This is a genomic window from Rhodoblastus sp. (genome assembly GCF_052145335.1).
Taxonomy (GTDB): domain Bacteria; phylum Pseudomonadota; class Alphaproteobacteria; order Rhizobiales; family Beijerinckiaceae; genus Rhodoblastus.
Genome location: NZ_JBKQOU010000250.1, coordinates 1 through 25,852, shown reverse-complemented (window position 1 = coordinate 25,852; position 25,852 = coordinate 1). Strand labels below are relative to the sequence as shown.

Annotated in this window: 19 protein-coding genes and 1 pseudogene; 11 read left to right on the top strand and 9 right to left on the bottom strand. The window is 63.9% G+C overall.

Going from position 1 to position 25,852, the window contains the following annotated elements; translation table 11 throughout:
• Positions 1 to 194: 194 nt before the first annotated feature.
• The 3 genes from ACLP2E_RS16180 (at position 195) to panC (ending at position 2,675) form a co-directional block, all read left to right on the top strand.
• Positions 195 to 1,181, top strand: a complete 987-nt coding sequence (locus ACLP2E_RS16180) for a GYF domain-containing protein (protein ID WP_442466514.1) — start codon at positions 195 to 197, stop codon at positions 1,179 to 1,181.
• 163 nt (positions 1,182 to 1,344) lie between these two features.
• On the top strand, positions 1,345 to 1,815 hold the full coding sequence (locus ACLP2E_RS16175) for a gamma-glutamylcyclotransferase family protein (RefSeq protein ID WP_442466513.1): 471 nt from the start codon (positions 1,345 to 1,347) through the stop codon (positions 1,813 to 1,815).
• A gap of 8 nt (positions 1,816 to 1,823) precedes the next feature.
• Positions 1,824 to 2,675, top strand: coding sequence for a pantoate--beta-alanine ligase (gene panC, locus ACLP2E_RS16170; protein ID WP_442466512.1), 852 nt, complete (start codon positions 1,824 to 1,826; stop codon positions 2,673 to 2,675).
• On the opposite strand, the gene ACLP2E_RS16165 is transcribed toward panC, so the two are convergent.
• The 4 genes from ACLP2E_RS16165 to ACLP2E_RS16150 form a co-directional block, all read right to left on the bottom strand.
• Complete coding sequence (locus ACLP2E_RS16165) at positions 2,672 to 3,340, bottom strand: response regulator (RefSeq protein WP_442463954.1); 669 nt, start codon at positions 3,338 to 3,340, stop codon at positions 2,672 to 2,674. The two genes, panC and ACLP2E_RS16165, sit on opposite strands and share 4 nt — an antisense overlap.
• 249 nt (positions 3,341 to 3,589) lie before the next feature.
• Positions 3,590 to 5,065 carry a porin gene (locus ACLP2E_RS16160; protein WP_442463953.1) on the bottom strand — a complete coding sequence of 492 codons (1,476 nt, stop codon included), beginning with the start codon at positions 5,063 to 5,065 and terminating at the stop codon, positions 3,590 to 3,592.
• A gap of 164 nt (positions 5,066 to 5,229) precedes the next feature.
• Positions 5,230 to 7,530: an NADP-dependent malic enzyme gene (locus tag ACLP2E_RS16155; RefSeq protein ID WP_442466511.1), complete on the bottom strand. Its 2,301-nt coding sequence runs from the start codon at positions 7,528 to 7,530 to the stop codon at positions 5,230 to 5,232.
• Between the two features lie 181 nt (positions 7,531 to 7,711).
• Entirely contained in the window at positions 7,712 to 8,953 is a 1,242-nt protein-coding gene (locus ACLP2E_RS16150; protein ID WP_442466510.1) for a hypothetical protein, read from the bottom strand.
• A 211-nt stretch (positions 8,954 to 9,164) separates the two neighbouring features.
• Here ACLP2E_RS16150 and ACLP2E_RS16145 point away from each other — a divergent pair, with 211 nt between their 5' ends.
• Positions 9,165 to 9,479, top strand: coding sequence for a rhodanese-like domain-containing protein (locus ACLP2E_RS16145; protein WP_442463447.1), 315 nt, complete (start codon positions 9,165 to 9,167; stop codon positions 9,477 to 9,479).
• 24 nt (positions 9,480 to 9,503) lie between these two features.
• On the opposite strand, the gene ACLP2E_RS16140 is transcribed toward ACLP2E_RS16145, so the two are convergent.
• The gene (locus ACLP2E_RS16140) at positions 9,504 to 10,388 is read right to left on the bottom strand and encodes a UDP-2,3-diacylglucosamine diphosphatase (protein WP_442463446.1); all 885 of its coding nucleotides are present in this window, start codon (positions 10,386 to 10,388) and stop codon (positions 9,504 to 9,506) included.
• A 174-nt stretch (positions 10,389 to 10,562) separates the two neighbouring features.
• On the opposite strand from ACLP2E_RS16140, the gene ACLP2E_RS16135 reads away from it, so the two are divergent.
• Both ACLP2E_RS16135 and ACLP2E_RS16130 read left to right on the top strand, forming a co-directional pair.
• Positions 10,563 to 11,504 carry a DMT family transporter gene (locus ACLP2E_RS16135; RefSeq protein ID WP_442466509.1) on the top strand — a complete coding sequence of 314 codons (942 nt, stop codon included), beginning with the start codon at positions 10,563 to 10,565 and terminating at the stop codon, positions 11,502 to 11,504.
• 76 nt (positions 11,505 to 11,580) lie between these two features.
• Positions 11,581 to 12,198: a helix-turn-helix domain-containing protein gene (locus ACLP2E_RS16130; RefSeq protein WP_442463444.1), complete on the top strand. Its 618-nt coding sequence runs from the start codon at positions 11,581 to 11,583 to the stop codon at positions 12,196 to 12,198.
• A 10-nt stretch (positions 12,199 to 12,208) separates the two neighbouring features.
• Here ACLP2E_RS16130 and dgcA read toward each other — a convergent pair whose 3' ends face one another.
• Positions 12,209 to 13,204, bottom strand: a complete 996-nt coding sequence (gene dgcA, locus ACLP2E_RS16125) for an N-acetyl-D-Glu racemase DgcA (RefSeq protein ID WP_442466508.1) — start codon at positions 13,202 to 13,204, stop codon at positions 12,209 to 12,211.
• Positions 13,205 to 13,279: 75 nt separating this feature from the next.
• Here dgcA and ACLP2E_RS16120 point away from each other — a divergent pair, with 75 nt between their 5' ends.
• From ACLP2E_RS16120 to ACLP2E_RS16105, 4 genes are all read left to right on the top strand, one after another.
• On the top strand, positions 13,280 to 14,425 hold the full coding sequence (locus ACLP2E_RS16120) for an MlaE family lipid ABC transporter permease subunit (RefSeq protein WP_442466507.1): 1,146 nt from the start codon (positions 13,280 to 13,282) through the stop codon (positions 14,423 to 14,425).
• A 7-nt stretch (positions 14,426 to 14,432) separates the two neighbouring features.
• Positions 14,433 to 15,251 (top strand): ABC transporter ATP-binding protein, encoded by an 819-nt coding sequence (locus ACLP2E_RS16115; RefSeq protein ID WP_442463441.1) that lies wholly within the window; start codon positions 14,433 to 14,435, stop codon positions 15,249 to 15,251.
• 34 nt (positions 15,252 to 15,285) lie between these two features.
• Positions 15,286 to 16,182, top strand: coding sequence for an MlaD family protein (locus ACLP2E_RS16110; RefSeq protein ID WP_442463440.1), 897 nt, complete (start codon positions 15,286 to 15,288; stop codon positions 16,180 to 16,182).
• A gap of 149 nt (positions 16,183 to 16,331) precedes the next feature.
• Positions 16,332 to 16,844 (top strand): ABC-type transport auxiliary lipoprotein family protein, encoded by a 513-nt coding sequence (locus ACLP2E_RS16105; protein ID WP_442466506.1) that lies wholly within the window; start codon positions 16,332 to 16,334, stop codon positions 16,842 to 16,844.
• A gap of 61 nt (positions 16,845 to 16,905) precedes the next feature.
• Here ACLP2E_RS16105 and ACLP2E_RS16100 read toward each other — a convergent pair whose 3' ends face one another.
• Both ACLP2E_RS16100 and ACLP2E_RS16095 read right to left on the bottom strand, forming a co-directional pair.
• Positions 16,906 to 17,331, bottom strand: a complete 426-nt coding sequence (locus tag ACLP2E_RS16100; protein WP_442466505.1) for a hypothetical protein — start codon at positions 17,329 to 17,331, stop codon at positions 16,906 to 16,908.
• A 261-nt stretch (positions 17,332 to 17,592) separates the two neighbouring features.
• Entirely contained in the window at positions 17,593 to 24,804 is a 7,212-nt protein-coding gene (locus ACLP2E_RS16095) for a hypothetical protein (protein ID WP_442466504.1), read from the bottom strand.
• 351 nt (positions 24,805 to 25,155) lie between these two features.
• Here ACLP2E_RS16095 and ACLP2E_RS16090 point away from each other — a divergent pair, with 351 nt between their 5' ends.
• Positions 25,156 to 25,542 (top strand): Hpt domain-containing protein, encoded by a 387-nt coding sequence (locus tag ACLP2E_RS16090; protein WP_442463436.1) that lies wholly within the window; start codon positions 25,156 to 25,158, stop codon positions 25,540 to 25,542.
• 124 nt (positions 25,543 to 25,666) lie between these two features.
• Here the strand turns inward: ACLP2E_RS16090 and ACLP2E_RS16085 are convergent.
• A pseudogene (locus tag ACLP2E_RS16085) lies at positions 25,667 to 25,852 on the bottom strand (HlyD family type I secretion periplasmic adaptor subunit); the annotation flags it as partial.

The window sequence follows — 25,852 nt, the reverse complement described above, 5'->3', positions numbered from 1 at the left end:
GGCGAGTCGCTCGCCGTCGACGCGGTGATCATGGAATTCGCCTGATTTTCGTAGCGCGTTAAGGTTCAAACGCCAGTCCTGGCAATGGGGCTGGCGTTTTTTTTCGCGGCGCCGCAAACTGACTTTTTCGTCGTCGCGGGGTCGCCAGTTTCGACAAAAAGGGCGGCGTCGGACTGCGATTTGAGGACCGTTTCATGGCGTGGAATTTTTATTTCAAGGATCGCTCGGGCGCGCAGAATGGCCCCGTCTCGCTCGAAGAACTCACGACTTTGGCCAAATCTGGGCGGATTGCGCCTGACAGTCTGGTTTGGGCCGAAGGCGGCGAAGCCATGGCCGCAGCGAAACATCCCGAACTCACCGCGATTTTCGCCCAAATCGCTGCGGCGCCGGCGGCGGCCTCCGGGCCTTTGCAACCGTCCTTTCCTGTCTGGGAGCTGTTCTGGCGCTCCATCGTATTCGCTTTCGCCATCCTCCTGATCGTTCCCGCGCCCTGGGCTGGTTTGTGGTTCTATCGCTGGCTGGCGGAACATGTCGCTTTGCCGGGTGGTCGCCGGCTGTCGCTCGAAAGCTCGCTCGGTCAATGCTGGTATATTTTCGCCGGCATGGGCCTTGCCGGAAGCCTTGGCTATTTCTTGCCGCACGATCAACCGCAGGAGCTGCTGGTTGCGCAGATCATCGTGCTGGTGCCGATCGCATGGCTCTCGGTGCGGTTGGTCGACTGGTTTTGCCGCGCTTTACGGGTTGAGTCGGGCGGGCTTTCGCTGGCCTTCGAGGGCGGAATCCTACCTTATTTCGGCTGGATCTTAATGCTGGAGCTGTTGCCAGAGGTTTCCGCATTTGTTTACCTCGGAGCCTTCGCCGTTATGTTTATCAACACGGCTTGGGCCTTTTTCGGTGCGATGTTGCTGCTGGCCGTTTCGATCTCAGCCCTGATTGGCTGGCCCTGGGTGCTGAAATATCAGATGCGGTGGCTGTGCTCCAAAGTCGTCGGCACACATGCTTTCGAATTCGTCGGCACAGGCTGGAATCTGCTCTGGCGCCTTTTCGTCGTCCTCTTCGCCTTCTCCTTTCTTCTGCCAGCTCCCTGGGCTTTGCGCTGGTTTGTGGAATGGTTTGTTTCGCAGATCGTCGTCACGCCGCGCGCGGCGGCCGGCGCTGAGGCGATGCAAGCGGCGGCTTGACCGCGTCGCTGCCGTCGCCTTAACAAAAGCAGGCGGGCAGGGCCGCGCGAATCGAGCTGTTTTCCCGCCGAGATCGGATTTTATGTCCGCGCAGGCGCGCGATTTCGGTGCGCATCCTGGCGTCGCGTTACGACGCTGGCCCAGCGAAAAGCGAGGTCTGACTTTGCCGCTTACCTTCGCCTATGGTTCGAACATGGACGCGCAAGCCATGGCTTCGCGCTGCAAGGCCGCGCGGCTGATCGGGCGGGCGCGCCTGCCGGGCCATCGCGTCGCGCTGATGCCGGACGGTTTCGCGACGCTCGTCCGCGACAAGGGCGCGACCGCGCAAGGCGTGTTGTGGGATTTGAGCTTTGGCGATCTCGCCGCGCTCGACCGTTACGAAGGCGCGGCTTATGTGAAAATCACCCAGCCGGTCCTTCGCGACGGCGGCTCTCCCGTCCGCGCTCTGGTCTATATCGGCAAGCCGGGCCTGGGGCTCGGGCGCGCGCCGGCGGATTACATGAGCCGGATCGTCGCGGTCGCGCGCGAAATCGGGCTGACGCCGGATTATGTCGATATTCTGCGCCGCCTGGCCGGAGAGACTCCCGAACCCGCCCCGCGCTTCCGCGCTATCAAAAACCCGCAAATCCTGTGAGCAGGCCCATGTCCGACGCGCCGCAAATCTTTCGCGACATCGCCTCAATGCGCCACGCCGTGGCCCAATGGCGCGCCGCGGGCGAAAAAATCGCTCTTGTTCCAACCATGGGCGCCCTGCACGCCGGCCATATTTCGCTTGTTGAGGCGGCCCGCAAAAAGGCGCGGCGGACGATCGTGTCGATTTTCGTCAATCCCACGCAATTCGCGGCAGGCGAGGATTTTTCCGCCTATCCGCGCACTTTCGACGCCGATCTGGCCAAATTGGCGGAAGCGCGGGCCGACGGCTGTTTCGCGCCTCAGGCTCGCGAAATCTATCCGGAAGGATTTTCGACCAAGGTTACGCCCGGCGGCCCGGCCTTGGCCGGGCTTGAGGACCGGTTCCGCCCCGATCATTTTCCCGGCGTGGCTTTGGTGGTGGCGAAACTGCTCAATCAGGCGCAGGCCGATTTCGCTTTTTTCGGCGAGAAGGATTTTCAGCAACTCGCCGTCATCCGCCGCATAGTCGCCGATCTCGATATTCCGACGCGGATTTTCGGCGTCGAAACGCTGCGCGAGGCGGACGGCCTCGCCCTGTCCTCGCGCAACATCTATCTGGAGGCCGAAGAGAGAGCGCAGGCGCCGCTGCTCGCCCGCATCCTGAACGAGACGGCGGCGGCGATCCGTTCGGGCGCCGCGCCTGAGGAAGCGGCGGCGCAGGCGTCGGCAAAACTCGGCTCGGCAGGTTTCGCCGTCGACTATCTGGAGGCGCGCCAGGCTGAAACCCTGGCGCCCATCGCCTCGCGCGAGGAGGGTCCGATCCGCCTGCTGGTCGCGGCCAGGCTCGGCAAGACGCGGCTGATCGACAATATTCTCGTCTAGCCGACGATACGGCGGCTCAGCGTCATCACAGCCAGTTCGGTCCGGCTGCGGGCGTTGAGTTTTTCCAGAATGCGGCTGACGTAGTTCTTCACCGTGCCTTCGGCGAGTTTCAGCTTTCCTGCAATCTCCCGGTTGCCCTTGCCCGCGACGACCAACCGCATGATGTCGTTCTCGCGATCGGTCAGAGTTCCTCCGGCCTCGTCGGAGGCGGTGTCGGGGCGAAGCGGGCGCACCCGGCGGAATTCGTCGAGCAATTTGCGCGCGACATCGGGCGCCAGGCGCGACTGGCCGCGCGACACCGCCCGAATCGTCTCCCGAATTTCGTTTTCATCGGCGTCCTTGGGCAGCCAGGCTTGGGCGCCGGCCGAAATGGCGTCGAAAAGGACATCGTCGGCGTTGAAGCGCGTCAGGAGGATGACTTGCGCGGCCGGACAATCCCTGACGATCTGCTGCATCGCTGCGATGCCGTTGAGGCGCGGCATCCCGACGTCCATCAGCACGATATCTGGCATCCAGCGACGCGCCGCCTGTACTGCCTCGGCGCCGTCGGCGGCTTCTGCGACAATCGCGAAATCCGGCTCGAGGGCCAGCATCGAGGCCAAAGCGCGACGGACCAGCGGCTGATCTTCGGCGATCAGGATGCGAAGTGGATTTTTATTTTGCAATGAAGTTCCCCCGCCGAAATTGAGACGACGCCTTCAGTTGGCCACTACATCACTATCTGCAAACCAGCTCCTGCTACGGCGTTGGTCCGACGAACGAAAAGCCCGCGACCTGCGTCGGCTGATATCCGGGCCGATCGATGGATCGAAGTTTTTCCAAGGCAAAGCTAGCGGTTTCGCCAATCAATTGCAACTTGTGGATTGCAGTGCGCTGTCGGCGCCGCCAACCTGCGTCAGGCGCTGCGAATAGTTTTAAAAATTATGCTGCACGCGGATGCGGCCCGACCATTCGTTGGCGGCGGGCCAGGCGGGAGCGCTGGGCTGCTGTGGACCGGCCGGGGCCAAGCCTGCGCCCTTGCCCTGGGTAAAAGCGAGTTCGCCACCGACCATCAGGTTCTTCAAGGGCGTCCAGGTCAGGTTGGCGCCGACCGAGGTCTCGCGGTAATTGCTGGCGCCGGCGACGCCGGGCGCGCCGGTCCGCGCCGCTTCGGTATAATTCATGCCGAAAAAGCTGGCGAACAGCGATGAGGAGACGGTCGGGGTCCAGAAATGCTTGAAGGCCGCGATCACGGCATAGCCGGACGACTGGTCGCAATGGCCGAAGGGCTGCGCCGTGGTGACGCAATCGTAGTCATAGCTGGTCAGGCCCGGCGCCGCGCCCAGGCGGGGACTGGCGATGCCGGGATGGCTGGGATCGTTGACGCCGGCGAACAAGGGCTGGTTGTCGCCGGTGAGGTAAGCGGACGCGCCGCGTGCGTAAGTCGCCTGCAGGATCATGGCGTCGGCGTCGGACAGATTGGGCAGGTTGACCTTGAGCCCTCCCTGCGCTGCAAAGCCCCATTGCGTCGAGGCGCTGGCGTCGGGCTGGCCGGGCGCCACCGATTCCGGCGCGGCGTAGCGGGTTCGCAATTCATGCGCCGCGCCGCTGAGTTGCGCCGCGCCGAACGGGCCTTCGACCCGCAAGGCGGCGACGGGATCGGGAAATTGGGCGCCGGAATAATCGGCGGAAGCGTTGGCGTTGATCGCCTGCCCGATGAGATTGCGCCGCTCGCGATTGTTTTCCAGCGCCAGCGCCGCCATCACGCCCGGCGTCGGCTGGAAGCGATAGGCCAGCATTTCGGTATGGGCGTTCGAGCCGCGCAGCGGCATGATGTTATAGGCGTCGGCATAGAAATCGAAGATCGACTGGGAGCGTCCCGCCGTCCAGCCGGCAAATTGCAGCCACGCCTGGTCGAGCCGGGTGAAATTGAGCCAGGCGTTGGGGTCGTAGCCGCTCAGGTTGGCCTGCGGACTGTAGATTCCAGCGTGGTTGGGCGACAAAAGCCCGGCGCCGAAAACCGTGGTGGCGGCGACATAGCCGGCGACTGGCCCGGCCTCGGTCGGAAACTGGGCGCCAATGTTCACGCCGCCGCCAAAGCCGCCGCCGACGGAGGAGGGGGTCGGCGCATGCGATGCCGCGTTAAGCGGCGCGCCTGGATTGGGCGTGAAGGCCGAGAGTGGAACATGGCGCAGGTAGAGATCGGAAAATACCGTGCCGCCGAATCGCAGGCAGACGTCCGAGCCGGGCAAGGTGAAATAGCCGGCGCCATAGGCGTCGCAGGTTTGGGCGTAGGAGATCGGGGCGGGTTCGGACGTGACGGGGCGATCCGCGCCCCTTGCGGAAAGCGCGGTGAAAAGAGGCGACGCCAGTAGTGCAACGCCGAGAATCCGGCCCAGGCCGAACGTCATTCAAAACCTTTGCCGACTGCTTCCCGTTCGCTCGTTTTGAGCTTTGCCGGGGCAACAGAACACTAACGACCACGTCCGGCCCCTTTTTCGCGGGCATCGATGCCCGCGAAAAGAATGCCGTCGAGCCTAATATAACATCGAATAAGGCTATTTCCGGCGGCGGCTTACGCCATATCCGGTTCTTCGTCCTTCTGTTGCGCTTCCGCAACAGCCACGGCGGTCATGTTGACCACGCCCCGCGCGGTAATCGATGGGGTGAGGATATGCACCGGCCGCGCCGCGCCGAGAAGGATGGGGCCGACCGGCAAGGCGTCGGCCATCATCTTGGTCATCTGGAAGGCGATATTGGCGGCCGACAGATCGGGCATGATCAGCACGTTGGCTTCGCCCTTCAGCCGCGAATTGGGCATTACCCGATTGCGGATCTCCTGCGACAGGGCGGTGTCGGCCTGCATTTCGCCGTCCACTTCGAGATCCGGCGCATTGGCGCGGATCATCTCCACCGCCGCCCGCATTTTCAATGCCGAAGGCGCGTCGTCGGTGCCGAAATCGGAGTGCGAGACCAGCGCGATTTTCGGCGTCAGGCCGAAGCGGCGGACATGGACGGCGCAGAGCAGGGCGGTTTCGGCGATTTCCGCCGCCGTGGGATTAAGCCGCACATGGGTGTCGGCGAGGAAAAACGCGCCCTTGTTGGTGACCATCAGGCTCATCGAGGACAGGTCGCTGACGCCGGGCGCGACGCCGATAATATCCTTGACGTAGCGCAGCCGCGACACGAATTTGCCGCCAAGGCCGCAAATCAGCGCGTCGGCCTCACCGCGCTTGACCGCCAGCGCGCCGATCACCGTATTATTGGTGCGAACCAGCGTGCGCGCGGTGGCGGGATTGATGCCGCGCCTTCCAGCGACCGCAAGCAGAGTGGCGACATAATCATTGTAACGCGGGTCGTTTTCCGGGTCGACCAGCTCGAAATCCTGATCGATCCGCAGCGACAGGCCGAAAGTGTTCAGCCTTTTCTCGACCACCGCGCGGCGCCCAATCAGGGTCGGCCGGGCGATGTCCTCTTCCACCACCGACTGCACCGCGCGAAGAATCCGCTCGTCCTCGCCATCGGAATAGACCACGCGTTTCGGGGAGGCCTTGGCGGCGTGCATCAGCGGCTTCATGATGAAGCCGGAGCGAAACACCGTCCGCTCCAGTTGTTCCTGATAGGCGTGGAAATCGACGATCGGGTTTTTCGCCACGCCGCTGTCCATCGCCGCCTTGGCGACCGCGGGCGCGATGCGCAGGATCAGCCGCGGATCGAAAGGCGAGGGAATCAGCGAATTCTTGCCATAAAGCGGCGCGACGCCGCCATAGGCGCGAGCGACCACGTCCGAAGGCGTCTCGCGGGCCAAGGCGGCGATGGCGTCCACGGCGGCGAGTTTCATCTCCTCGTTGATCGTCGTCGCGTGGACGTCGAGCGCGCCGCGGAAAATATAGGGGAAGCACAGGACGTTGTTGACCTGGTTGGGATAATCCGAGCGACCGGTGCACAGCATGGCGTCCGGGCGCACGGCGAGGGCGTCTTCCGGCGTGATTTCGGGGTGTGGATTGGCCAGTGCGAGAATGAGCGGCGTCGCCGCCATGCTCTTGACCATTTCCTGCTTCAGCACGCCGCCCGCCGAGAGGCCGAGAAACACGTCGGCGCCGTCGATGACTTCGGCCAGGGTCCGTGCTGAAGTCTCCTGCGCGAAAGTCTCCTTCAGCGGGTCCATCAGCTTGTTGCGGCCCTTGAAGACGACGCCTTCGAGATCGGTGACAAAGATGTTTTCGCGCCGCGCCCCGAGCGCGACCAGCAGGCCGAGACAGGCCAGCGCCGCCGCGCCGGCGCCGGAGGCGACGATCTTCGCCTCGTTGATTTTCTTGCCCGCCAGTTGCAGGCCATTGCGCACGGCGGCTGCGACGATGATGGCGGTGCCGTGCTGGTCGTCGTGGAATACCGGAATGGACATGCGCTGCCGCAGCAGGCGCTCGACCTCGAAACATTCCGGTGCCTTGATGTCCTCCAGGTTGATGCCGCCGAAGGTCGGCTCCAGCGCGGCGATGGCGTCCACCAGCTTTTCGACGTCATGGCCGGCCATTTCGAGGTCGAACACGTCGATGCCGGCGAATTTCTTGAACAGGACCGCTTTGCCTTCCATCACCGGCTTGGCCGCGAGCGGGCCGATATCGCCGAGGCCGAGCACGGCGGTGCCATTGGTGATGACCGCGACGAGATTCTGCCGGATGGTGTAATCGGCGGCGCGGGCGGGATCTTCGGCTATGGCGAGGCAGGGCGCGGCGACGCCGGGCGAATAGGCGAGCGCCAGGTCGCGCTGGTTGCCCAGCGGCTTGGTGGCGTGAATCTCCAGTTTTCCAGGGGTTGGACAGGAATGGTAGATCAGCGCGCCCGATTGCATGTCGGACGAAAGACGTTCGGTCATGGCCGATCTCCCAATAGTGCTGTTGTGGACATTGTTCGAATCAGTCTAGCGCGCGTCCTTGACGGTTCGCTACTATCTGGAGCCATTTCCAGTCTGATAAAATCAGATTGGCCCAATTCTGTCATTTTACGCGATTTCTTCACGCGAATCCGCTGTCCACTTTAAAACGCTTTATTAGCGTTCAAGGCTTGCCAACAGGCGCCGCAGTGACGTCGAGGCGGGCCACAAAGGCCATCGGATCGGTTATATGCAGCAGATCCGCGAGCTTCAGCGGCCCATCCTTGCCCTTGACGCGCAAGGTCAGGGTCTTTGGGTCTACGATGAAGCGGTCCACCGCCCGCGCTGTCACGCCGATCGCCGGAGCGCCGGAAAACAGCAGCGGCGCCTGCGAAACCACGCCGCGCCATTGCGCCTTGACCTGATCTGGACTTTGGCCCTGGCTCAGCGCGACGAAGGCGACGATCTTGTCGAATAATCCGGAGTTGGTCACGTCGATCTGCGCCCAATCGATATTCGCCGCCTGCACGGCCTGTTCGCGGGCCTCCTTGTCGCCAAGGAAAGCGGTTTTATCCAGGCCGGAAAACTGGCTGCTGAAGGCGATCTTGCCGATCTGGCGCAGATCGAATGAATAGTCCGCCAGCTTGTAGGTTTTCGCGGCGGCGTCATAGGCTCCGGAGACATGGGCGTCGGCGGAGACCTCCGGATAGCCGAAAGCGGTCAAGGTCGTACCGCCCTTGGATTGCGGCGGCATTTTCACCGAAAGGTCGTTGAAGCGGGCGTCGATGGAGAGCTGCGCGCCGTCGGCGTCGAAAGTCTGGTCGACCTGGGACAGGCCGGCGTGCATCAGGATGCGGTTGCCGCCGGGGGCGCCCGCTGGCGTGCCCTTGTCGACCACGGAAACCTCGCCGCCGTCCCAATTCAGATGGGCGAAACGGTAAGTGGGCAGGCCGAGGTCCGCGCCGCGCAGGGCCGCCGCGAAGCCGGGCAGGGACAGGTTCTGGAAGCGGAGCGCGCCGGAATGGAGCGTGGCGTCGCCGCTGTCGTCGGGCATCACGCCATCGACCGAAGCCAAAGTGAGCGAATCGGCGCCTCCCTTGGCGATATTGTCTGCGACGAGGTCATGCAGGATATAATGGTCACCGCCCGCGGTGAGGATTTCAGTTTCGGGAATCTTCATCTGCTTCGCAGTCAGACGCTCAAGCAGCGCCCCGGCTTCCTCGCGCGTAAGGGCGCCTGAAAACAGGCTGGCGGCTTCCGACTGGCTCAGGTTGCAATCGGTCAAAAGGACATTCTTGAACGTGACCTTGCCCTTTTCGCCCGCGGCGAGAACCGCCTGGTCGAGCGTAATATCGGCGGCGCGCGCCGGCGCGGCGGCAAGGAGAAGGCAGGACAAGGCGATCGCGGCGCGAAAGTGAAGCGGCATGAATGGACTCCAAAGAGCGGCAGGGTGCGCGGATTCTTTGCTTTTGCCAAGCGCGGTTTACGCGCCATGAGCAAGCGCGGTTTACGCGCCATGACTTGGCGGTGACGAGAAGGATGGACCAAATCTTGCGTCAAAATTCCGGCGGTGGAGTGGAAAGTTCGGTCAAAACGACTATTTTGCGCCATCGAAGACAATTCTGGAGAAATGGGCAATGGTCGAAATCGTCACGCGGGAAGAATTGAAACAGGGTTTGGCCGACGGTTCGATCACGCTGATCGATGTGCGCGAGCCCAACGAATATGCCGCCGGCCATATACCCGGCGCGATCCTGCTGCCGCTGTCGCGTTTCGATCCGGCGCTGCTGCCGAACGAGCCGGGGAAGCGCGTGGTGTTCAGCTGCCGCTCCGGACAGCGGACACAGCGGGCCATTGAAATGGCGCGTCTGGGCGGCCGACGCGACGCCTGCGCCCATTACGCGGGCTCGATGAACGACTGGCTCGCCGCCGGCGAGCCAGTCGAAATGTGAGCGGGAAGAAAAACGCCGGCGCGGTCAGACCCGCGCCGTTTTCCGCGCAGCGATCGTTTCTGGAAGCGGGACTGCGGCGGGGAGCGGAATGACAGGCGCCGCCGGCGCCAGATCCTGCGGCTTGGCGCGCTCGGCCTCCAGAAGGCTCCAGTGCAGCAATTCCAGCCTGCCGTCGAAATGTTCGGCGATGGCCGTGCAGGATTCGACGAAATCGCCGGTGTTCACATAGGTGACGCCGTCGATTTCGCGGATCGCCGCGTGATGGATATGGCCGCAGACGATGCCGTCGACGCCGCGCTTGCGCGCCTCGCCGGCCAGCAGCACTTCGAAATCGCCGATGAAATTGACGGCGTTCTTGACCTTGAGCTTGGCCCATTTCGAGAAGGACCAATAGGGCAGGCCGCATTTCCGGCGGGCGACGTTGAACCAGGTATTGGTCCAGATCGCGAAATCATAGGCCCAGTCGCCGAGATGGGCGAGCCAGCGGGCGTTGCGCACCACAATGTCGAACTGGTCGCCATGGACGACCAGGAATTTCCTGCCGTCGGCGGTTTCGTGGACGACGTGATCGACCACTTCGACGCCGCCAAACTCCATGCCGAGAAATTCGCGGGCGAATTCATCGTGATTGCCGGGAACGAACACCACGCGCGTGCCCTTGCGCACCTTGCGCAGCAGCTTCTGCACCACGTCGTTATGCGCTTGCGGCCAGTGCCAGGCCTGCTTCAGCCGCCAGCCGTCGACGATGTCGCCGACCAGGAAAAGCTCTTCGGATTCGTTGTGCCTGAGAAAATCGAGCAGCAACTCAGCCTGGCAACCGCGTGTGCCCAAATGGATGTCGGAAAGGAAAAGGGTGCGGTAAAGCTTGGGCTCGTCCAATTCATTGTGCACGTCTTGCGCTTCGGTCATGATCTGCCCTGCGGTAGCGGCGATGAAAAAGCCGTTATCGACCTGATAGAAAGCCGCGTGTTAGCCTTGCCTTCTTCCACGAGCCTGCCGGACGGGGAATGCGGAAGGACGTCTGTGCAACTTGCTGACAGCTTAATATTGCGAGACGATGACGATGCTGATTTCAGTGTTCCGATGTTGATTGGCATACTGCTCAAAGTGCTCTCCACCATGGCTTTTACCGCCATGTCGATCGGCGTGCGCGCCGCGGCGCCTTCCTGCCCGATTGGCGAAATCGTGTTTTTCCGCTCGGCCTTCGCTCTGATCGTGCTGCTGGTCTGGCTCCGAATCAGCGGCGGTTTTCCCGCCCATCTGGCGACCCGCCGTCCCCTGGGCCATCTCGGCCGGGGACTTTCCGGCTCCGCGGGGATGTTCGCCAACTTTCTGGCGCTGTCCTTGCTGCCGCTCGCCGACGCCACCGCTTATTTCTATGTCTCGCCGATCTTCGTCACCCTGATCGCAGCGCTGGCGTTGCGCGAAAAGGTTCATGTCACACGCTGGGTCGCCGTGGCCATTGGCTTTGGCGGCGTGCTGGCCATGCTGTCGGACCACTTCGGGCTTGCTTTGGGCGAGGCGACTCCCGCGCAGGGCGTTGGCGCCGTCGTCGCCTTGTCGGGAGCGGCTTTCGCGGCCTTGTCGATCATCCAGACGCGGCGGCTGGCGATGTCGGAATATACAGCCGCGATCGTGTTTTATTTTACCTGTCTCACCACTTTCATCGGCGCGCTGTTGTTGGTTGTGCCGCGTTACTGGCCCGCAGGCGCCTTTGGCGCCGAATTTCTCGCCAGCCAGGCCTATGTCGCTCCTGGCGCGCGCGAATGGCTGGCGCTGGCCGCCGTCGGCGTGGCGGGCGGTTGCGCGCAGATTCTCGCCACCCAGTCCTATCGCTTCGCCGACGCTTCGCTGCTGGCCTCGTTCGATTATCTCGCCATGTTCTGGGCGCTGCTGGCTAGCCTGGCTTTGTTCGGCGAATGGCCTTCCAGCGCGGTGCTCGCGGGCGCGGCGGCCATCGCCGGCTCCGGCCTGCTCGCCATCGTCGGGGAAAGGCGGGCGCGACGAAAAAACCCGGTGATCTGAACGTTTGCGTTCGATATTCCAAACGATATTGGATATTATACCAAACAGGCAAACGCGGCTTTCGGGTTTTCAAATCATGGGCGTTGAAGGGCGGGACAAGCAGAAGGCGCTTGAGGCCGGGGCCGTGGCTCTGTCGGGGCAATTGGGCCAGACCGTGCAGCGGCTTCGCAAGGCCTATAATCTGTCGCTGTCGGAATTGTCCGAGCAATCCGGCGTCGCCAAGTCGATCATCAGCCAGATCGAGCGCAACGAGACCAATCCGACTTTGGCGACGATCTGGCGGCTGGCGCAGGCGCTGGACGTGTCGATCGAGCGGGTGCTGCGCGAGCGCGACGATTCTGCCTTCATCGAGAAGATTTCACGCGGCGACACGCCGATTCTGGTTTCCGACGACGGCAAGTGCCGCCTCGCCATCACCGGCTGGATCAAGACGGTGGAATGGCTGCAATGCTATGATTTTATCGCCGAACCGGGCGGGGTGCTGGCATCCGACGCGCATCAGCGCGGCGCGGTGGAATCCCTCTCGGCGATCGAGGGCGAATTGCAGGTGGAAGTCGGCGGCGAGACCGATTTCCTGCGCGCTGGCGAGACCCTGCGCTATCGCGCCGACCGCCCGCATCTGATCCGCAACGCTGGAGAAACGCCGGCAAGGGCGGTGATGATCTGCATATTGAAAGCGGCGGCGATGGAGTGAATGGGTGGGCTCACCCCCACAGCGCCCTCTCGGGCGGATAGACCGTCGATCCCTCATAACGCAACCCCTCCGGCCGGTCCTGCGCCAGCAGCAACGGGCCGTCGAGATCGACGAAACGCGCCCGACCCGTGAGCAGCAGGGCCGGGGCCATGGCCAGCGACGAGGCCACCATGCAGCCGACAAACAGGCCGAAACCCAGGTTCGAAGCCGCATTAGACAAGGCCAGCGCCTCGGTCAGGCCGCCGGTCTTGTCGAGCTTGATATTGATCAGGTCGTATTTTTCCCGCAGTTCCGCCAGGCCGTGGCGGTCGTGGACGCTTTCGTCGGCGCAGACCGGAACCGGCCAGCGCCGCCCGACCAGTGCGGAATCCTCGCGGGCGGGCAGGGGTTGTTCGACCAGGGCGACGCCGTTTTGCGCGCAGGCGTCGAAATTCGCCTCCAGATTTTCGGGCCGCCACGCTTCGTTGGCGTCGACGATCAATTCCGCCTCGGGCGCCGCCGCCCGCACCGCCTCCAGCCGCGCCGCGTCGCCTTCTCCCGCCAGCTTGATTTTCAGCAAGGGCCGATTCGCCGCCTCGGCCGCCGCCCGCGCCATCGATTCCGGCGTCCCGACCGACAGGGTGTAAGCGGTGACGCAAGGCGCGAGACGATGCAGCCCGGCAAGCTGGCTGGCCGGAACGCCGGATATCTTCGCGTCCAAGTCCCACAGGGCGCAATCGAGAGCATTGCGCGCGGCGCCCGCCGGGAGCAGGCTTTGCAAGGCGAAGCGGTCGGCGCCGGCTTCGAGTTCGCGCCGGACCGATTCGATCGCCGCCACGACGCTTTCAACGCTTTCGCCATAGCGCGCATAGGGTGTGCATTCGCCGCGCCCAAGCCATGATTTTTCGCGCAAGGTCGCGACGACGACGACCGCCTCGGTCTTGGCGCCGCGCGCGATGACGAAGGCGTTTTTCAACGCGAATCGTTCGACGCGGATGTCGAGCCGGCGGATGGGAGATGCGCTCATGACATTTGGCTTTTGCCTAAAAGGCTTGGCAAGGGTATTCAGACACTCCGTTCAGCAAAAGCAGAAACGCGCGAAATGTCCAGATCCGCCTTCGCAGCCCCGGGCTTTTCGGTTGAAAAGGACGGCCCCAATATCCGCATCGCCTTGCGCGGCGCCTGGACCATCGCGGCCTCGCGCGCGCTGGAGCAGAGCGCCGACGCCCTCGGCCGGGCCGCCAAAGGCGCAGAAAATGTGGCGATCGATTTCGCCGGCGTCACCCGGCTCGATACGGCCGGCGCCTGGCTGATCGACAAGGCCAGGAGCAAGATGGCTGCGGCGGGCGCTGCGGCCGAATATGCCGCCATTTCGCAGGACCAGCGCATTTTGCTGGGCGAGGCGGCCTATGCCCCGTCGCCGGAAGTGAAGCCCCTGCGGCTGAATCTTCTGGTCAGCTTTCTCGCAGGCTTCGGTTTCTGGGCTCTCGACATCTTCAGGCAGATAGTCGCCGGCGTGGCTTTTCTCGGCGAACTGGTCGTCGAAGGCACGAGGGTGGTGTTCAATCCGAAACTCGCCCGGCCGACTTCGCTGGTCTATCACCTCGAAACCTTCTCCATTCGCGCCGTGCCGATCATTGTGACGATCAATTTCCTGGTCGGCTGCATCGTCGAGCAGCAGGGCATTTTCCAGCTCCGGCGTTTCGGCGCCCCGGTCTATGCGATCGATCTCATCGGCGTGCTGGTGCTGCGCGAACTCGGCGTGCTCCTGACCTCGATCATGATCGCGGGCCGTTCCGGATCGGCGATCACCGCCGAAATCGGCTCGATGAAAATGCGCGAGGAGATCGACGCCTTGCGGGTGATGGGCATGTCGCCGATCGACGTGCTGATCCTACCCCGCCTGGTGGCGCTGATCATCGCCTTGCCGCTGCTGACTTTTTTGGGCGACATGGCGGCGCTGGGCGGCGGCATGCTGACCGCATGGCTTTACGAGGGCATCAGCCCGGTGTCCTTCGCCAATCGCCTTCAGGACGCCATTGGCCTCAACACTTTTCTCGTCGGCCTGATCAAGGCGCCGTTCATGGCGCTGGTGATCGGCATGATTGCCTCGATCGAAGGTTTCAAGGTGCAGGGCTCGGCGGAATCGCTTGGGCGGCGGGTGACGGATTCTGTGGTCAACGCCATATTCATGGTGATTTTCGTCGATGGCCTCTTCGCCATTTTCTTCGCCAGCATTCATTACTGAGGCGCCGATGGAGGAAAGTGACAGCAACCTGATCATTCGCGTCCGCGACCTCCATGTCGGATTTGGACCGCATATGGTGCTGAACGGGCTCGATCTTGACGTCAAGGCCGGCGAGGTCATGGGCTTTGTCGGCGGCTCCGGCCAGGGCAAATCCGTGCTGACCCGGACCATTCTTGGGCTGCTCAAGAAAACTTCCGGCGAAATCGACGTTTTCGGCGAGAATCTCGACAGTCTGTCGCCGGAAGAGCACCGTGTGCTGGAGCGGCGATGGGGCGTGCTGTTCCAGAGCGGCGCGCTGTTTTCGGCCCTCACCGTCAAGCAGAACATCCAGGCGCCGATGCGCGAATATCTGGCGCTGTCGCAGGGGACGATGGACGATTTGGCGATGCTGAAGCTCAGGCTGGTCGGCCTGCCTCCCGACGCGGCGGACAAAGTTCCCTCCGAACTCTCTGGCGGCATGGTCAAGAGAGCGGCGCTCGCCCGCGCTCTGGCTCTCGATCCGGAGCTTCTGTTCCTCGACGAGCCGACCTCCGGCCTCGATCCGATCGGCGCGGCGGATTTCGACGACCTGATCTCGACCTTGCAGAAAACCCTGGGCCTTACGGTGTTCATGGTCACCCACGATCTCGACAGCCTTTATTCGATATGCGACACCATCGCGGCTTTGGCCGACGGCAAGGTGATCGCGTCCGGGCCGCTTTCGACTTTGCTGGCTTCGGACCATCCCTGGCTGCGATCCTATTTCCACGGCAAGCGCGCCCGGACCATCGTCAGGACCGAGGCGCGGCAAGCGCTCGATAGTCTGGCGGAAGGAGCAAGCCCATGAGCAGCCGGAAGCCTCGCGAACAGGGAGACTGCGCATGGAGACGCGCGCCAATTATGCGCTGATCGGCCTGTTCACCCTCGCGGTGATCTTCGGCGCCTTTCTATTCGTGTTCTGGTTCAAGGGCACGGGCGGCCAGATCACGTCGAAAAATTTTGTGGTGCATTTCGAAGGCTCGGTTTCCGGGCTTTCAAACGGCAATTCGGTGCTTTTCGACGGTCTCAAGATCGGAGAGGTCACCGAACTTAGCCTGATGCCCGACGATCCCAGCCGGGTTTATGCACGAATCAGGGTCGATTCTCGCGCGCCGGTGAAAACCGACACCAGGGCGCAACTCGAAACCGGCGGTTTGACCGGCTACGCCTCGATCGCCCTGCAGGGCGGCAGCGCGGACGCTCCAGCTTTGCCGGAAAACGGCGTGATCAACGCCTCGCCATCGCAGATGGCGCAACTCCTCAAGACGGCGCAGGAAATCACCGTCAAGGCCAACGCCTTTCTCGATAACGCCAACAAGCTGGTCGAAGACAATGCCCCGGCGGTCAAGGCATCGGCGACCAATATCCAGACCTTGACCGGCGCCCTGGCCGATAGTTCGGGCAATTTACGCAAGGCCATCGACAGCATCGATCCGGACAAAGTCCATTCCATCGTCGACAATGCCGACCAGGCCATGGCCAAGGTCAACGCCCTGCTCGGCAAGGGAGAGGGCAAGGCCATGATCACGGATATTTCCGAAGCCGCGCGCTCCATCAAGAAACTGGCGGAAAACCTGACGCGATTCACCAATACCGGCCTGAAGCAATATGAAGGGCTGGCGGTGGACGGGCGCCGCACTTTGCAGAGCGTCGATCGCGCGGTGCGAACGTTGGAAAGAGACCCGCAGAGCGTCATTTTCGGTCCTAAGCCGGCGCTGCCCGAATATAGCGGACATTGAGCCTGGCTCGCCGCTTGCTTTTTCGCATCGGCTTTGGTCTTGCTGGAGCTTGCGGGAATCGGACAACGGACGGCGGGAGAATTATGCGAGGGTTTGACCGCGGCAAAGCGTCGAACAGGCTTGTAGCGGTAGCGGCCATGATATTCGCCATGGCCGGATGCGCGAGCGCGCCGCAGACATATGACCTGCGACCGGCGCCGGCCAGCGCCCACGTCTCGCGTGGTTCGATTTCCGTCGATATTCCGACCGCCGCGCCACCGCTCGATACTGACCTGATTGTCGTCCGCGAGGCAGGGGATCTGCTCTCGCGCTTACCCGACGCGCGGTGGGCGGACAGGTTGACCCTGCTGGTGCAGAGCCGAACCATCGAGACCTTCGAGAACGCCGGCCTGCTGCGCCAATTACGCTCTTCGGGAGATACGCCGTCCTATCGTCTGATGCTGGGGCTCCGGCGGTTCGATATCGACGCGCCCAACCGCGTCGCGCAGGTCGAAATTTCCGCCCAGGTGGTTTCGAGCAGCGGCCAGGTTTCGGCGGCCAAAATATTCACCTCCTCCGAACCCCTGGGCGAAATCGCCGGCCCCCAGGCTGCGCAAGCGCTCGACCGGGCGTTCGGCCACATCCTGCCGCGGCTGGTCGCCTGGGCCGCCGCCGCAGGTTGATGGGACGTCGTCAGCAAAAGACCGGCCCGAAGGCCGGTCGTAAATGCGCGTCGTCTTTCCGTCAAAATCCTTGGTCGTTGTAAAACCGCGTGCCGTCCGGAGCGTAGCGGTAACCGTAGCCGTAACCGGACGGTCGATAATAATAGTCGTCGTAGGGGTAATCGTAGTAGGTGGAGTAGTAGGGACCATATCCGTAATAATAAGGGTAGCCGGCCCCCAATGCGAGACCCGCGAGGCCCACGCCCAAGCCAATCGGTCCCCATCCCCAACCGCCGCCGTAATAGCCCCGGCCATAGCCGCCGCCGTAATAGCTGCGGCCGCCATAATAGCCCCGGCCTGCGAAATGGCCGCCTGTAACCCCAGCATGGCCAATACCGCCGCCGCCACGAAACGCCGCCAGCGCGGGCGGCGCCGCCATGGTGGTTGAAGCCGCGGTCAAAGCCGTCGCCAATGCGGCCACCTTCAATAAGTTGCGGTTGTCTCGCATCGATATCTCCTTGCAGATTCATCGAACCTGCCAGCAGAACGGCATCGAGATGCGAAAGTTCCAACAATTCGTTAAATGTCCAAAGCCATATTGGCCAGGTTTCATTCAATTCGCTTGAGCTATTCAGATCATATTGAATCGCAAGCCATACTATAGCTGGTCTGAAGCGCTACTTATCTTGCTCGTTCGTGTTGTTTGTCGATCAGGCGCAAAAATACGCCCGGAAAAAATCCGGGCGTTTTATTTAGCTTGTCGCCGTCTCTATCCCAATCGGCCGGAGGCGTGGGCGAGCAGGGTATAGACCTTGCCCGTCTCCGACAGGAGATAGGAGCGGGTCATCGAGCCGTCGCGGTCCTGGCTGTCGATATCCACCAGAAGCCGCTCGAACTCCTGGAGATAACGGTCGACGGTGAGGCGGAAGTCGGAATCGGCGCCGTAGAGCCGACGAACGTCTTCGAAGGTTTTCACACCGTGGGGCGTATAGAGCCGCCGTCCGAAGGCGGCGCCGTCACCGAGACGATAACGATCCCAGGCGTCGATCAGGGCGTTTTCATCGAACACGCGGGCGATATCGGCCGAGAGATTGTCAAGCGGGTCGCCGCTGGAAACGCGCCGCGCCGGCTTTTCCTCGAGCGAAGCGCGGGCAAGCAGATCGCTCATCCAGCCGCCGCCGCGCTCGGAAACGGGCGCGGGCGCCCGCGGCGGAACCGGCCTCGGCTCGAACCGCGTTTCGCGGGGCGTTTCAAGGCGGGTCGCAACAGCCCGCTCAGGCCGTGCTTCGCGTGTCGGCGCAGGCTCTGACCGCGCTTCGCGCACAGGCTCGGGCCGCATTTCGCGAATCGGCGCCGGTTCGGCCCGCTTCGGGGCCTCGGCGCGCGGCGAGGCGGCCTGCTCGGAGATGACGGGTTCCGATATATCATGGGCGCGTCCCGAACGGGTGACGAGCGCCGTCAATTCGCCGAGCGCCTTGATCTGATCGGCGACGACCCGCCGCATGGCGGCTGCCTGTTCCCCGGTCTCACGCGGCAATTCCACCGCACCGCGCCGCAATTCCTGCCGGGTGGCTTCGAGTTCGCGGTGAATTTCGCCGGTCATCGCCCGCAATTCCGCCGACACCGCCTTGTAGCGTTCGGTCGCCTGCTGGAACATCTGGTTCATCTCGCCGAGATTCTGCTCATAGACGGCGGCAATTTCCGCCGCCGTGCGCTCGCGCTCGCTCACGACGTTCTGGCGCAATTCCTCGTACTGGCTGGTCAGGACGCCGGCGGTCGCGGAAGACGCCTCGGCGAGGTAGGCGCCGACTTCGCGCGCCTTGTTTTCCGCATGCGACAGCGTGCGTCCGATGGCGCCGCCGAAATTCTCCAGCCGGCGCTCGAATTCGCTCTGCCGCTTTTGCGCTTCGTCGTAAAGGTTTTGCATCGAACGGAGCCGAGCCTCCAGCGCTTCGTCGATCGATTGCTGGGCCGTCGCCACGGTCTCCAACCGCGCCTCCAGCACCCGGTTGATCGATTCCTGCGCGGCCGCGACGGTCTGCAACCGCGATTCCAGCGCCTGGTCGATCGACTCCTGAGCCGTCGCCAGCGTCCGGAGGCGACCCTCCAGCGCCTGGTCGATGTTGTTCTGGGTCGCCGCCATATCGCGCAGGCTGGTTTCCAGCAGGCGGTTCTGGCCGCCGATGGAGCGGGCGGTCTCGCTGGCCATGCGCACGCTTTCCTGGCCAGAGGCGTCGAGGCGCTCCAACTCGCCGCGAAGCGCTTCGACGGCGCCGGCGAAAGCTTCGATCTTCGGGCTGAACGAACCGTCGAGGCGGCTGAAGTCGGCTTCGGCGGCCTGCATCAATTCGATCAGCGAGCGATGGGTCTGGGACATGCCGTCGATCAGGCCGCCGACTTCCTGCCGCAGCTGGAGATTGACGTCCGTCAACCTGGCTACGGAGTCCGTCGCGCCTTCGTCCAGCACCTGATGCAGCGAAGCGCTTGAGCGGGCGATGGCCGTATCCAGCGCCTTTGTCACGCGCTCGAGGTTATCGCGCATTTCCCGGTCCGAACGGTCGAAGGCCGCGCCGATGTCGTTCTGGCGCCGGCTCAGCTGATCGAGAAGTTCATCCGAGCGGTCGGAAAGGGCGCCGACGGCGTTTTCACTGAAGGCGAGGATCTGCGACACCACTTCGCCGCCGCGCGAGGACAGAAGTTCGATCAGTTTCGCGCCGCGCGAGTCGAAGAATTCGTTCAGTTCCGACGTGCGCGAATGCAGTTCGTCGGTGAGGTCGCGGCCCCGCCCGATGACGGTCGCCTCGATCTGGCCGATGCGGCGGTCCATTTCATCGCCGACATCACCCAGGCGGCCGACAACCTTCTGCTCGAACTGCTCGATATGGCCGCCAAGAGACGAATTGATCTCCTCGGCGCGGGCGCCAAGGGTGGAGCTGATCTCCTCGGCGCGGGCGCCAAGGGTGGAGCTGATCTCCTCGACGCGGGCGCCGAGGGTGGAGCTGATTTCCTCGACGCGGGAGCCCAGGGTGTTTTTGATTTCCTGCGCCCGGGCGCCGAGGGTGATATTGATTTCCTCGGCGCGGGCGCCAAGGGTGGAGCTGATTTCATCAGCTCGGGCGCCAAGGGTGGAATTGATTTCCTTGGCGCGCGCGCCAAGGGTGGAATTGATTTCCTGGGCGCGGGCGCCGAGGGTTTCGTTGATTTCCAGCGTCTTGGACGACAGTTCCTCGGTGAGCGCGGTGGAGCGGGCGAGGATGATGTCGTCGAGTTCGCGCGCCTTGGCGTCGAGCGCGCGGCCGACTTCGCGGCCGCCTTCGCCGAGCACTTTGGCGATGTCGATGGCGCGTCCCGCCAGTGCGTCGTTGAGCTGGTTCGAGCGCGCGGTGAGGCCGGAGCCGGCCTTGGCGATGAGACCTTCGACGGTCTGGACGATTTCCAGCGTCTTGTCGGAAGTCTCCGCCGAGAAACGGTCGAGTTGCCGGCCCAGAAGTTCGGCGGTGGTCTGCGCGCGTTCGCCCAGACGGGCGTCGAGAGCCGAACCATGCACGTCGATGGTCGCCTCGATGGTCGCCAGCTTGCCGCCGATGGTTTCGGCGAGGGCGCCGGCCTGGGCGCCGATCCGCTCGGCGACGCCAATGCTCACTTCCGCGACGGTGTTTTCGAAACCGCGCAGGTTCTGGTTGAGCGCGTCGGCCTGTGCGCCGATCCGCTCCGCGACGCCATTGCTTGCGTCAGCGACGGCGTTTTCGAAGCCGAGCAGGTTCTGGCTGAGCGCTTCGGCATGCGCGCCGATCCGCTCTGCGACGCCATTGTTTGCTTCCGCGACGGCGTTTTCGAAACCGAGCAGGTTCTGGCTGAGCGCCTCGGCCTGGGCGCCGATCCGCTCGGCGACGCCATTGCTTGCTTCCGCGACGGCGTTTTCGAAGCCGAGCAGGTTCTGGCTGAGCGCTTCGGCCTGCGCCCCGATCCGCTCGGCGACGCCATTGCCCAGTTCTGCGACGGCGTTTTCGAAGCCGCGCAGGTTGTCGTTGAGCGTGTCGGCCTGGGCGCCGATCCGATCGGCGATGCCCCCGCCCAGTTCGGCGACGGCGCTTTCGAAGCCACGCAGATTCTCCGTCAGCGTGTCGCGCAGAGCCTCGACCTGCGCCTTGATATGGTCGGCGGAGCTTTCGCCGCCGCCGCGCATGAGCTGTTCGAGCGCCGCAAGCTGGGCGACGAAATCGGCGTTGAACCGTTCGGCGTGCTGGGCGAGTTTCGTCCGCGCCTCGGTGATGCCCAGCGCCAACTGCGTCTCAAACGCATGCAGGCTGCCGGAAATCTGTTGGGTAAGCCGCTCGGCGTGCTGGCCGATGCTGTTCGACGTTTCGTCTCCGCCGCGTGTCAGCGTGGCTTCGAAGGCGTCGAGACGCTGGGCCAGGGTTTCGTTGACGCGGTCGCCGTGCATGCCGATGGCGGCGACGGCTTCGGAAGCCACCTGGGCGAAGCGCTTCTGCGTATCTCCGACGCGCTGCGCCACGGATTCGGCGGTTCTCCCGGCGGTGTCGGCGAAGGCGCGGTCGATGGTCGCGGTCTGGGTCAGCAGGCCGCTCAGCGCCGCCTGCGTCGCCGCCTCGAATTGCGCCTGCGTCGTCGCGACATTGGATCCCAGAACTTCGCTGACCATGCTGCCGATCTCTTCCAGAGACCGGCGCAGGTTGGCCGTGCGGCTTTCGGCCTGGCCGACGGTCTGGTCGGTCAAACGCGCGAATTGGTCGCTGAAGGACTGGGTGTGGCCCTCGAACGCGGCGATCTGTTCCTGCGCCTTGGTTTGCAGCGCGGAAAGGGTCGCCTCGGCGGTGGTCTCGAACCGCGCCTGGGTGGCGGCGACATTGCGGCTCAGGGCCACTTCGACCGTCAGGCTGGCCGCGTCCAGCGCCTCGCGCAGGGCTTCCGCCCGGGCTTCGGCCTGGCCAACGGTCTCCTCGGTGATATGCGCGAAATGCTCGTGGAAGGTAGAGCCATGAGCCGCGAGGGCGGCGATCTGCTCCTGCGCCTTCGCCTCCATCGCGGCGAGGGTCGCCTCGGCGGCCGCCTCGAATTGCGACTGGGTCGCGACGACATTGCGGTCGAGCGCCTCGCCAACCCTGCGGCCGGCGGCTTCGAGAGATTCGCGCGCCAGCCGCGAGCGGTTTTCGGCCTGCCCGACAGTCTCGTCGGTCAAACGGGCGAACTGCTCGTGGAAGGCTTCGCCATGGCCCGCGAGGGCGTTGACCGTGGCTTCAGCGGCGGCCTCGAACTGCGACTGGGTTGTCGCGACATTCTGACTCAGCGCCTCGCCAACCGCATGGCTGGCGGCTTCCAGCGATTCGCGCAACGCCTGCGCGCGGGCTTCGGCCTGGCCGACGGTCTCGTCGGTCAACCGGGCGAATTGTTCGTGGAAGGCTTCGCCATGACCCGAGAGGGCGTTGGCCGCGGCTTCAGCGGTCGCCTCGAATTGCGACTGGGTCGCGGCAATGTTGCCGGTCAGCGATTCGCCGACCGCGAGGCTGGCGGCTTCCAGCGATTCGCGCAGCATCCGTGTGCGAATTTCGGCGTCGGCGACTGTCAACTCGGTGACGCGCGCAAACTGTTCGTGGAAGTTGGAGCCATGTTCGGAGAGAGCGGCGATCTGCTGCTGGGCCTTCGCCTCGAGAGCGGCAAGGGTCGCCTCCGTCGTCGCTTCGAACCGCGTCTGCGTGGTCTCGACATGGCGGCTCAAGACCTCGGCGACCGCGCCGCTGGCCGTCTCCAGCAACTGATGCAGCGCCTTGGTCCGGGTTTCGGCGAGTTCGTTGGTTTCCGCGGCCAGGCGGGCGAAATTCTCGTGGAAGGCGTCGGTGTGGCCAGCCAGCGCCGAGAGCTGGTCCTGGGTCGCGGCGGCGACCATATGTTCCAGCCGCTCGCCCTGGATGCTCATGGAATCGACGGTGGTCTGCGCCGTCTGGGTGAACTGTTCCTGGAAGGCGCCGGTGTGGCCGATCAGGGCGGCGAGCGTTTCCTGTGTGGTCGAGCCGACGGTCTGCTCCAGATATTCGGCATTCTGGCGGAAGGCCTGTTCGATACGGCTCGCCTGGGCCTCCAGGGTCTCGACGGTCGCGCCGGAAAGGGCTTCGAACCGGTGGCGCAGGCTTTCGGACTTGTCCTCGATCGCCGTAAGAGCGGCGCCTGTGGCGTGATCGATCGTCTCCCGGAGAGCTTCGCCATGGGCGGCGACGCCGGCGACGGCCTCAGTGGTGGTGCGGGCGACCGTCTCGTTGAACGCCTCGGTGTGGCTGGCCAGGGCGGCAAGGGTCTCTTCCGCCGCGTGATGGAAGCTTTCACGCAGCGAATCGGCATGGCCGGCGACGCTTTCCACCGCCTGCAGGCTGACGCTGGCGAAGGTTTCGCCGATGGCCTCGGCATTCTGGCTGAAATCCTCGATCGCGCGCCGCGTGGTCTGGCCGACATGATTTTGCAGCGCGTCCGCTTGGGCGGACATGTCCTGCATAGCCGCCTGCGTCGCCGCGGCGAAGGCTTCCGCCGCGCGGGCGCGCTGGGCGTCCAGGGTTTGCGAAAAAGTTTCGCCGGACTCGCCCAGCAGGTTCTGAGCCTGCTGCGTTTCTTCGCGCAGGCGCAGCGTGAGATCCTCGCCCAAAGCCGCCAGGGATTGCTGGAAGGCGGGGCCGCGAACGGCGACGATTTCATGCAGGCGGTCGGCATGGCCGGCGATGCGGGCGGTCAGTTCGTCGCCGCGCTGGCCAATGGTCTCGCCGATGCGTTCGCCGGCCTCGCGCAGATTTCGCGACAGATGATTCGACTGGCCGTGAACCTGTTCGAGGAAGGCGCCAGCGAAAGCGCGGAGCTGCCCATCGACCTGGCCGGCGCGCTCCTCGATCATACGGGAAGCGTCGCCGCCGGCGCTGTCGAAGCGCTGGAGCAGGTTCTCAGCGCGGCTTTCGAGTTGTTGCATCAGGGTTTCGCCGGTCTTGGCGAAGGCCTGCTCGATTTCGCCGCTCTTGTCTTCGAGAGCGCGGGCGAGTCTTTCGCTGGTGGCGTCGAGCAGACCGGTCAATTGTCTGGTCGCGGCCTCCAGCTCGCCGGAGACGGAATTTTGCGCGTCGGTCAGCGCGGCTGAGACGCGATCGGCATTGAGCACGATGGATTCGCGCTCGCTCGCCAATTCGGTCAGCAGGACGCGGATCCGGCGCTCGTTGTCGCCGTAAGTGCGTTCCAGCGAGGCCACTTCCGCCCGAACCACGGTGTCCAGTTCGCTGGCGCGGGCCAGCGCCCGCTCGATGCCGTCGCCCATCGAGGCGACCTCCCGGCGTATCGCCTGGCTCAGGTTGACGACCTGTTCGGTGGCGATGGTCTCGGGCTCGGCCAGCCGGATCGCGACTTCCGCCATCGATCGGGCGGTCAGCCGCATTTCCTGAGCGCGGCGCGCGACTGAGCCCATGGCGAGGAAGAAGACCACCGGACCGATCAGGGCGAAAGCCGAAGCCGCCGCGGTCGAGCTGAACAGCGAGCCGGAAAAGGCCGCGCCGTGGGTGAACATGAAATAGCCGATCCACAGGCCGGTCCAGGCGGCGGAGGCTATGATCGCGAAGGTCATGCCGCTGGAATCGGGGCGCGCCTGCAGGCTTTGCAGGATCTGGCCGACGGAGGGGCGGTCGTCATTGGCTGGGCGGGCGCTGGGCGCCAGCGGGGCGCGCGCGGCCTCGGGTTCGCGCAAACGCGAAGCTTCGCGTTCGCGCGGGTTTGCGGCGGTTAGTTCGTCCTCGGCGATTTCGGGCAGGCGCGGCGTCGGCGGCTCGGGATACTCCGAGCGCACGATGGGAAGATGGAATTCGAGTTTCGGACTTTCGCCCGTCTCGGGCGGCGTTTCGGTGTCGGTCGCTTCCGGCTCGATATGCAGCCGAAGCGCGTCCTCGATGGCGGACAAAGCGGCGGCCGCGGGATCCTGGGCCTTGTTCGGTGTGGACATAACCAATCGCCTTTTGACTTTAACCAACGAACTTACGCGAAACTGCGTATCGCGCAGCGCCCGACCGCCACTCGCATTAAGAGGCGGTTAACCAAGACGCACTTTACGCTTGCGCCGTCGCGAAGAAAACACTTGCCCGAGAGGCTTTTGCCAACGTCGTTAACGGAGTTTTTTCCCTAAACTGAGAATCTTCCGCAGTTGTCTGGAAAACAAGGGTTTCGTGACATTTTTAAGGCCAGATTGGCGACGGGAAAAAGAATGCGGATCGCGCGTTTCGCAAGCTTAAGTGGCGGGACGGACGCCGGCCGCGAACCCAAGATTGACCAAAAACGCGCACCCACGGAGCATATGATGGCCGCCACCTTTGGTTTCGCTCCCACCGCCGGCAAATCGGGCGCCGCCTATCCGATAGATCTCGTGCATCTCTCCCGCCAAACCCTGGGCGACCGGGCGCTGGAAGCGGAACTGCTGGATCTGTTCGATCGGCAGGCGGCCAAAATCGGTGAAGAGCTTGCGGGAGCCGGTCTTCGCGACTCGGAGGCGTCGAATGCCCGGCGGGCCGATCTGGCGCATAAGCTGAAAGGCTCAGCCTGCGCCGTCGGCGCGCATGAGGTCGCGGCTGCTGCGGAGAACTACGAGTATTGCGTTCGCGCCGGCATTTTGCGCGCCGACGACGCCGACCGCCTGACCGAGGCGGTGGCGAAGGTCAGGGCGATGTTGAAGGATCTGGCTGGCTGAGCGACGCCACAATCCGCGGGACAGTCGCGATCAAGGCGCCGGCGGCGCTCCATACCGATGCGGGCGGCGCTCCATACCGAGCCGGCGGCGCTCTATGAGGATAGAGAGCCGCCAGCCGCCGGTCTCATCGCTCGCGCAATGATTCCTGATGGTATTTCTCCAATGGCGACAGCAGATAGCTGATGATGCGGCGCGAACCGGTCTTGATTTCGACCGTCACCGCCATGCCGGGACTGAGATTCACCAACTTGTCGTCAATGTTCATCTGCGTCTTGTCGAGCGAGATGCGCGCGACATAGTCGAGCGAACC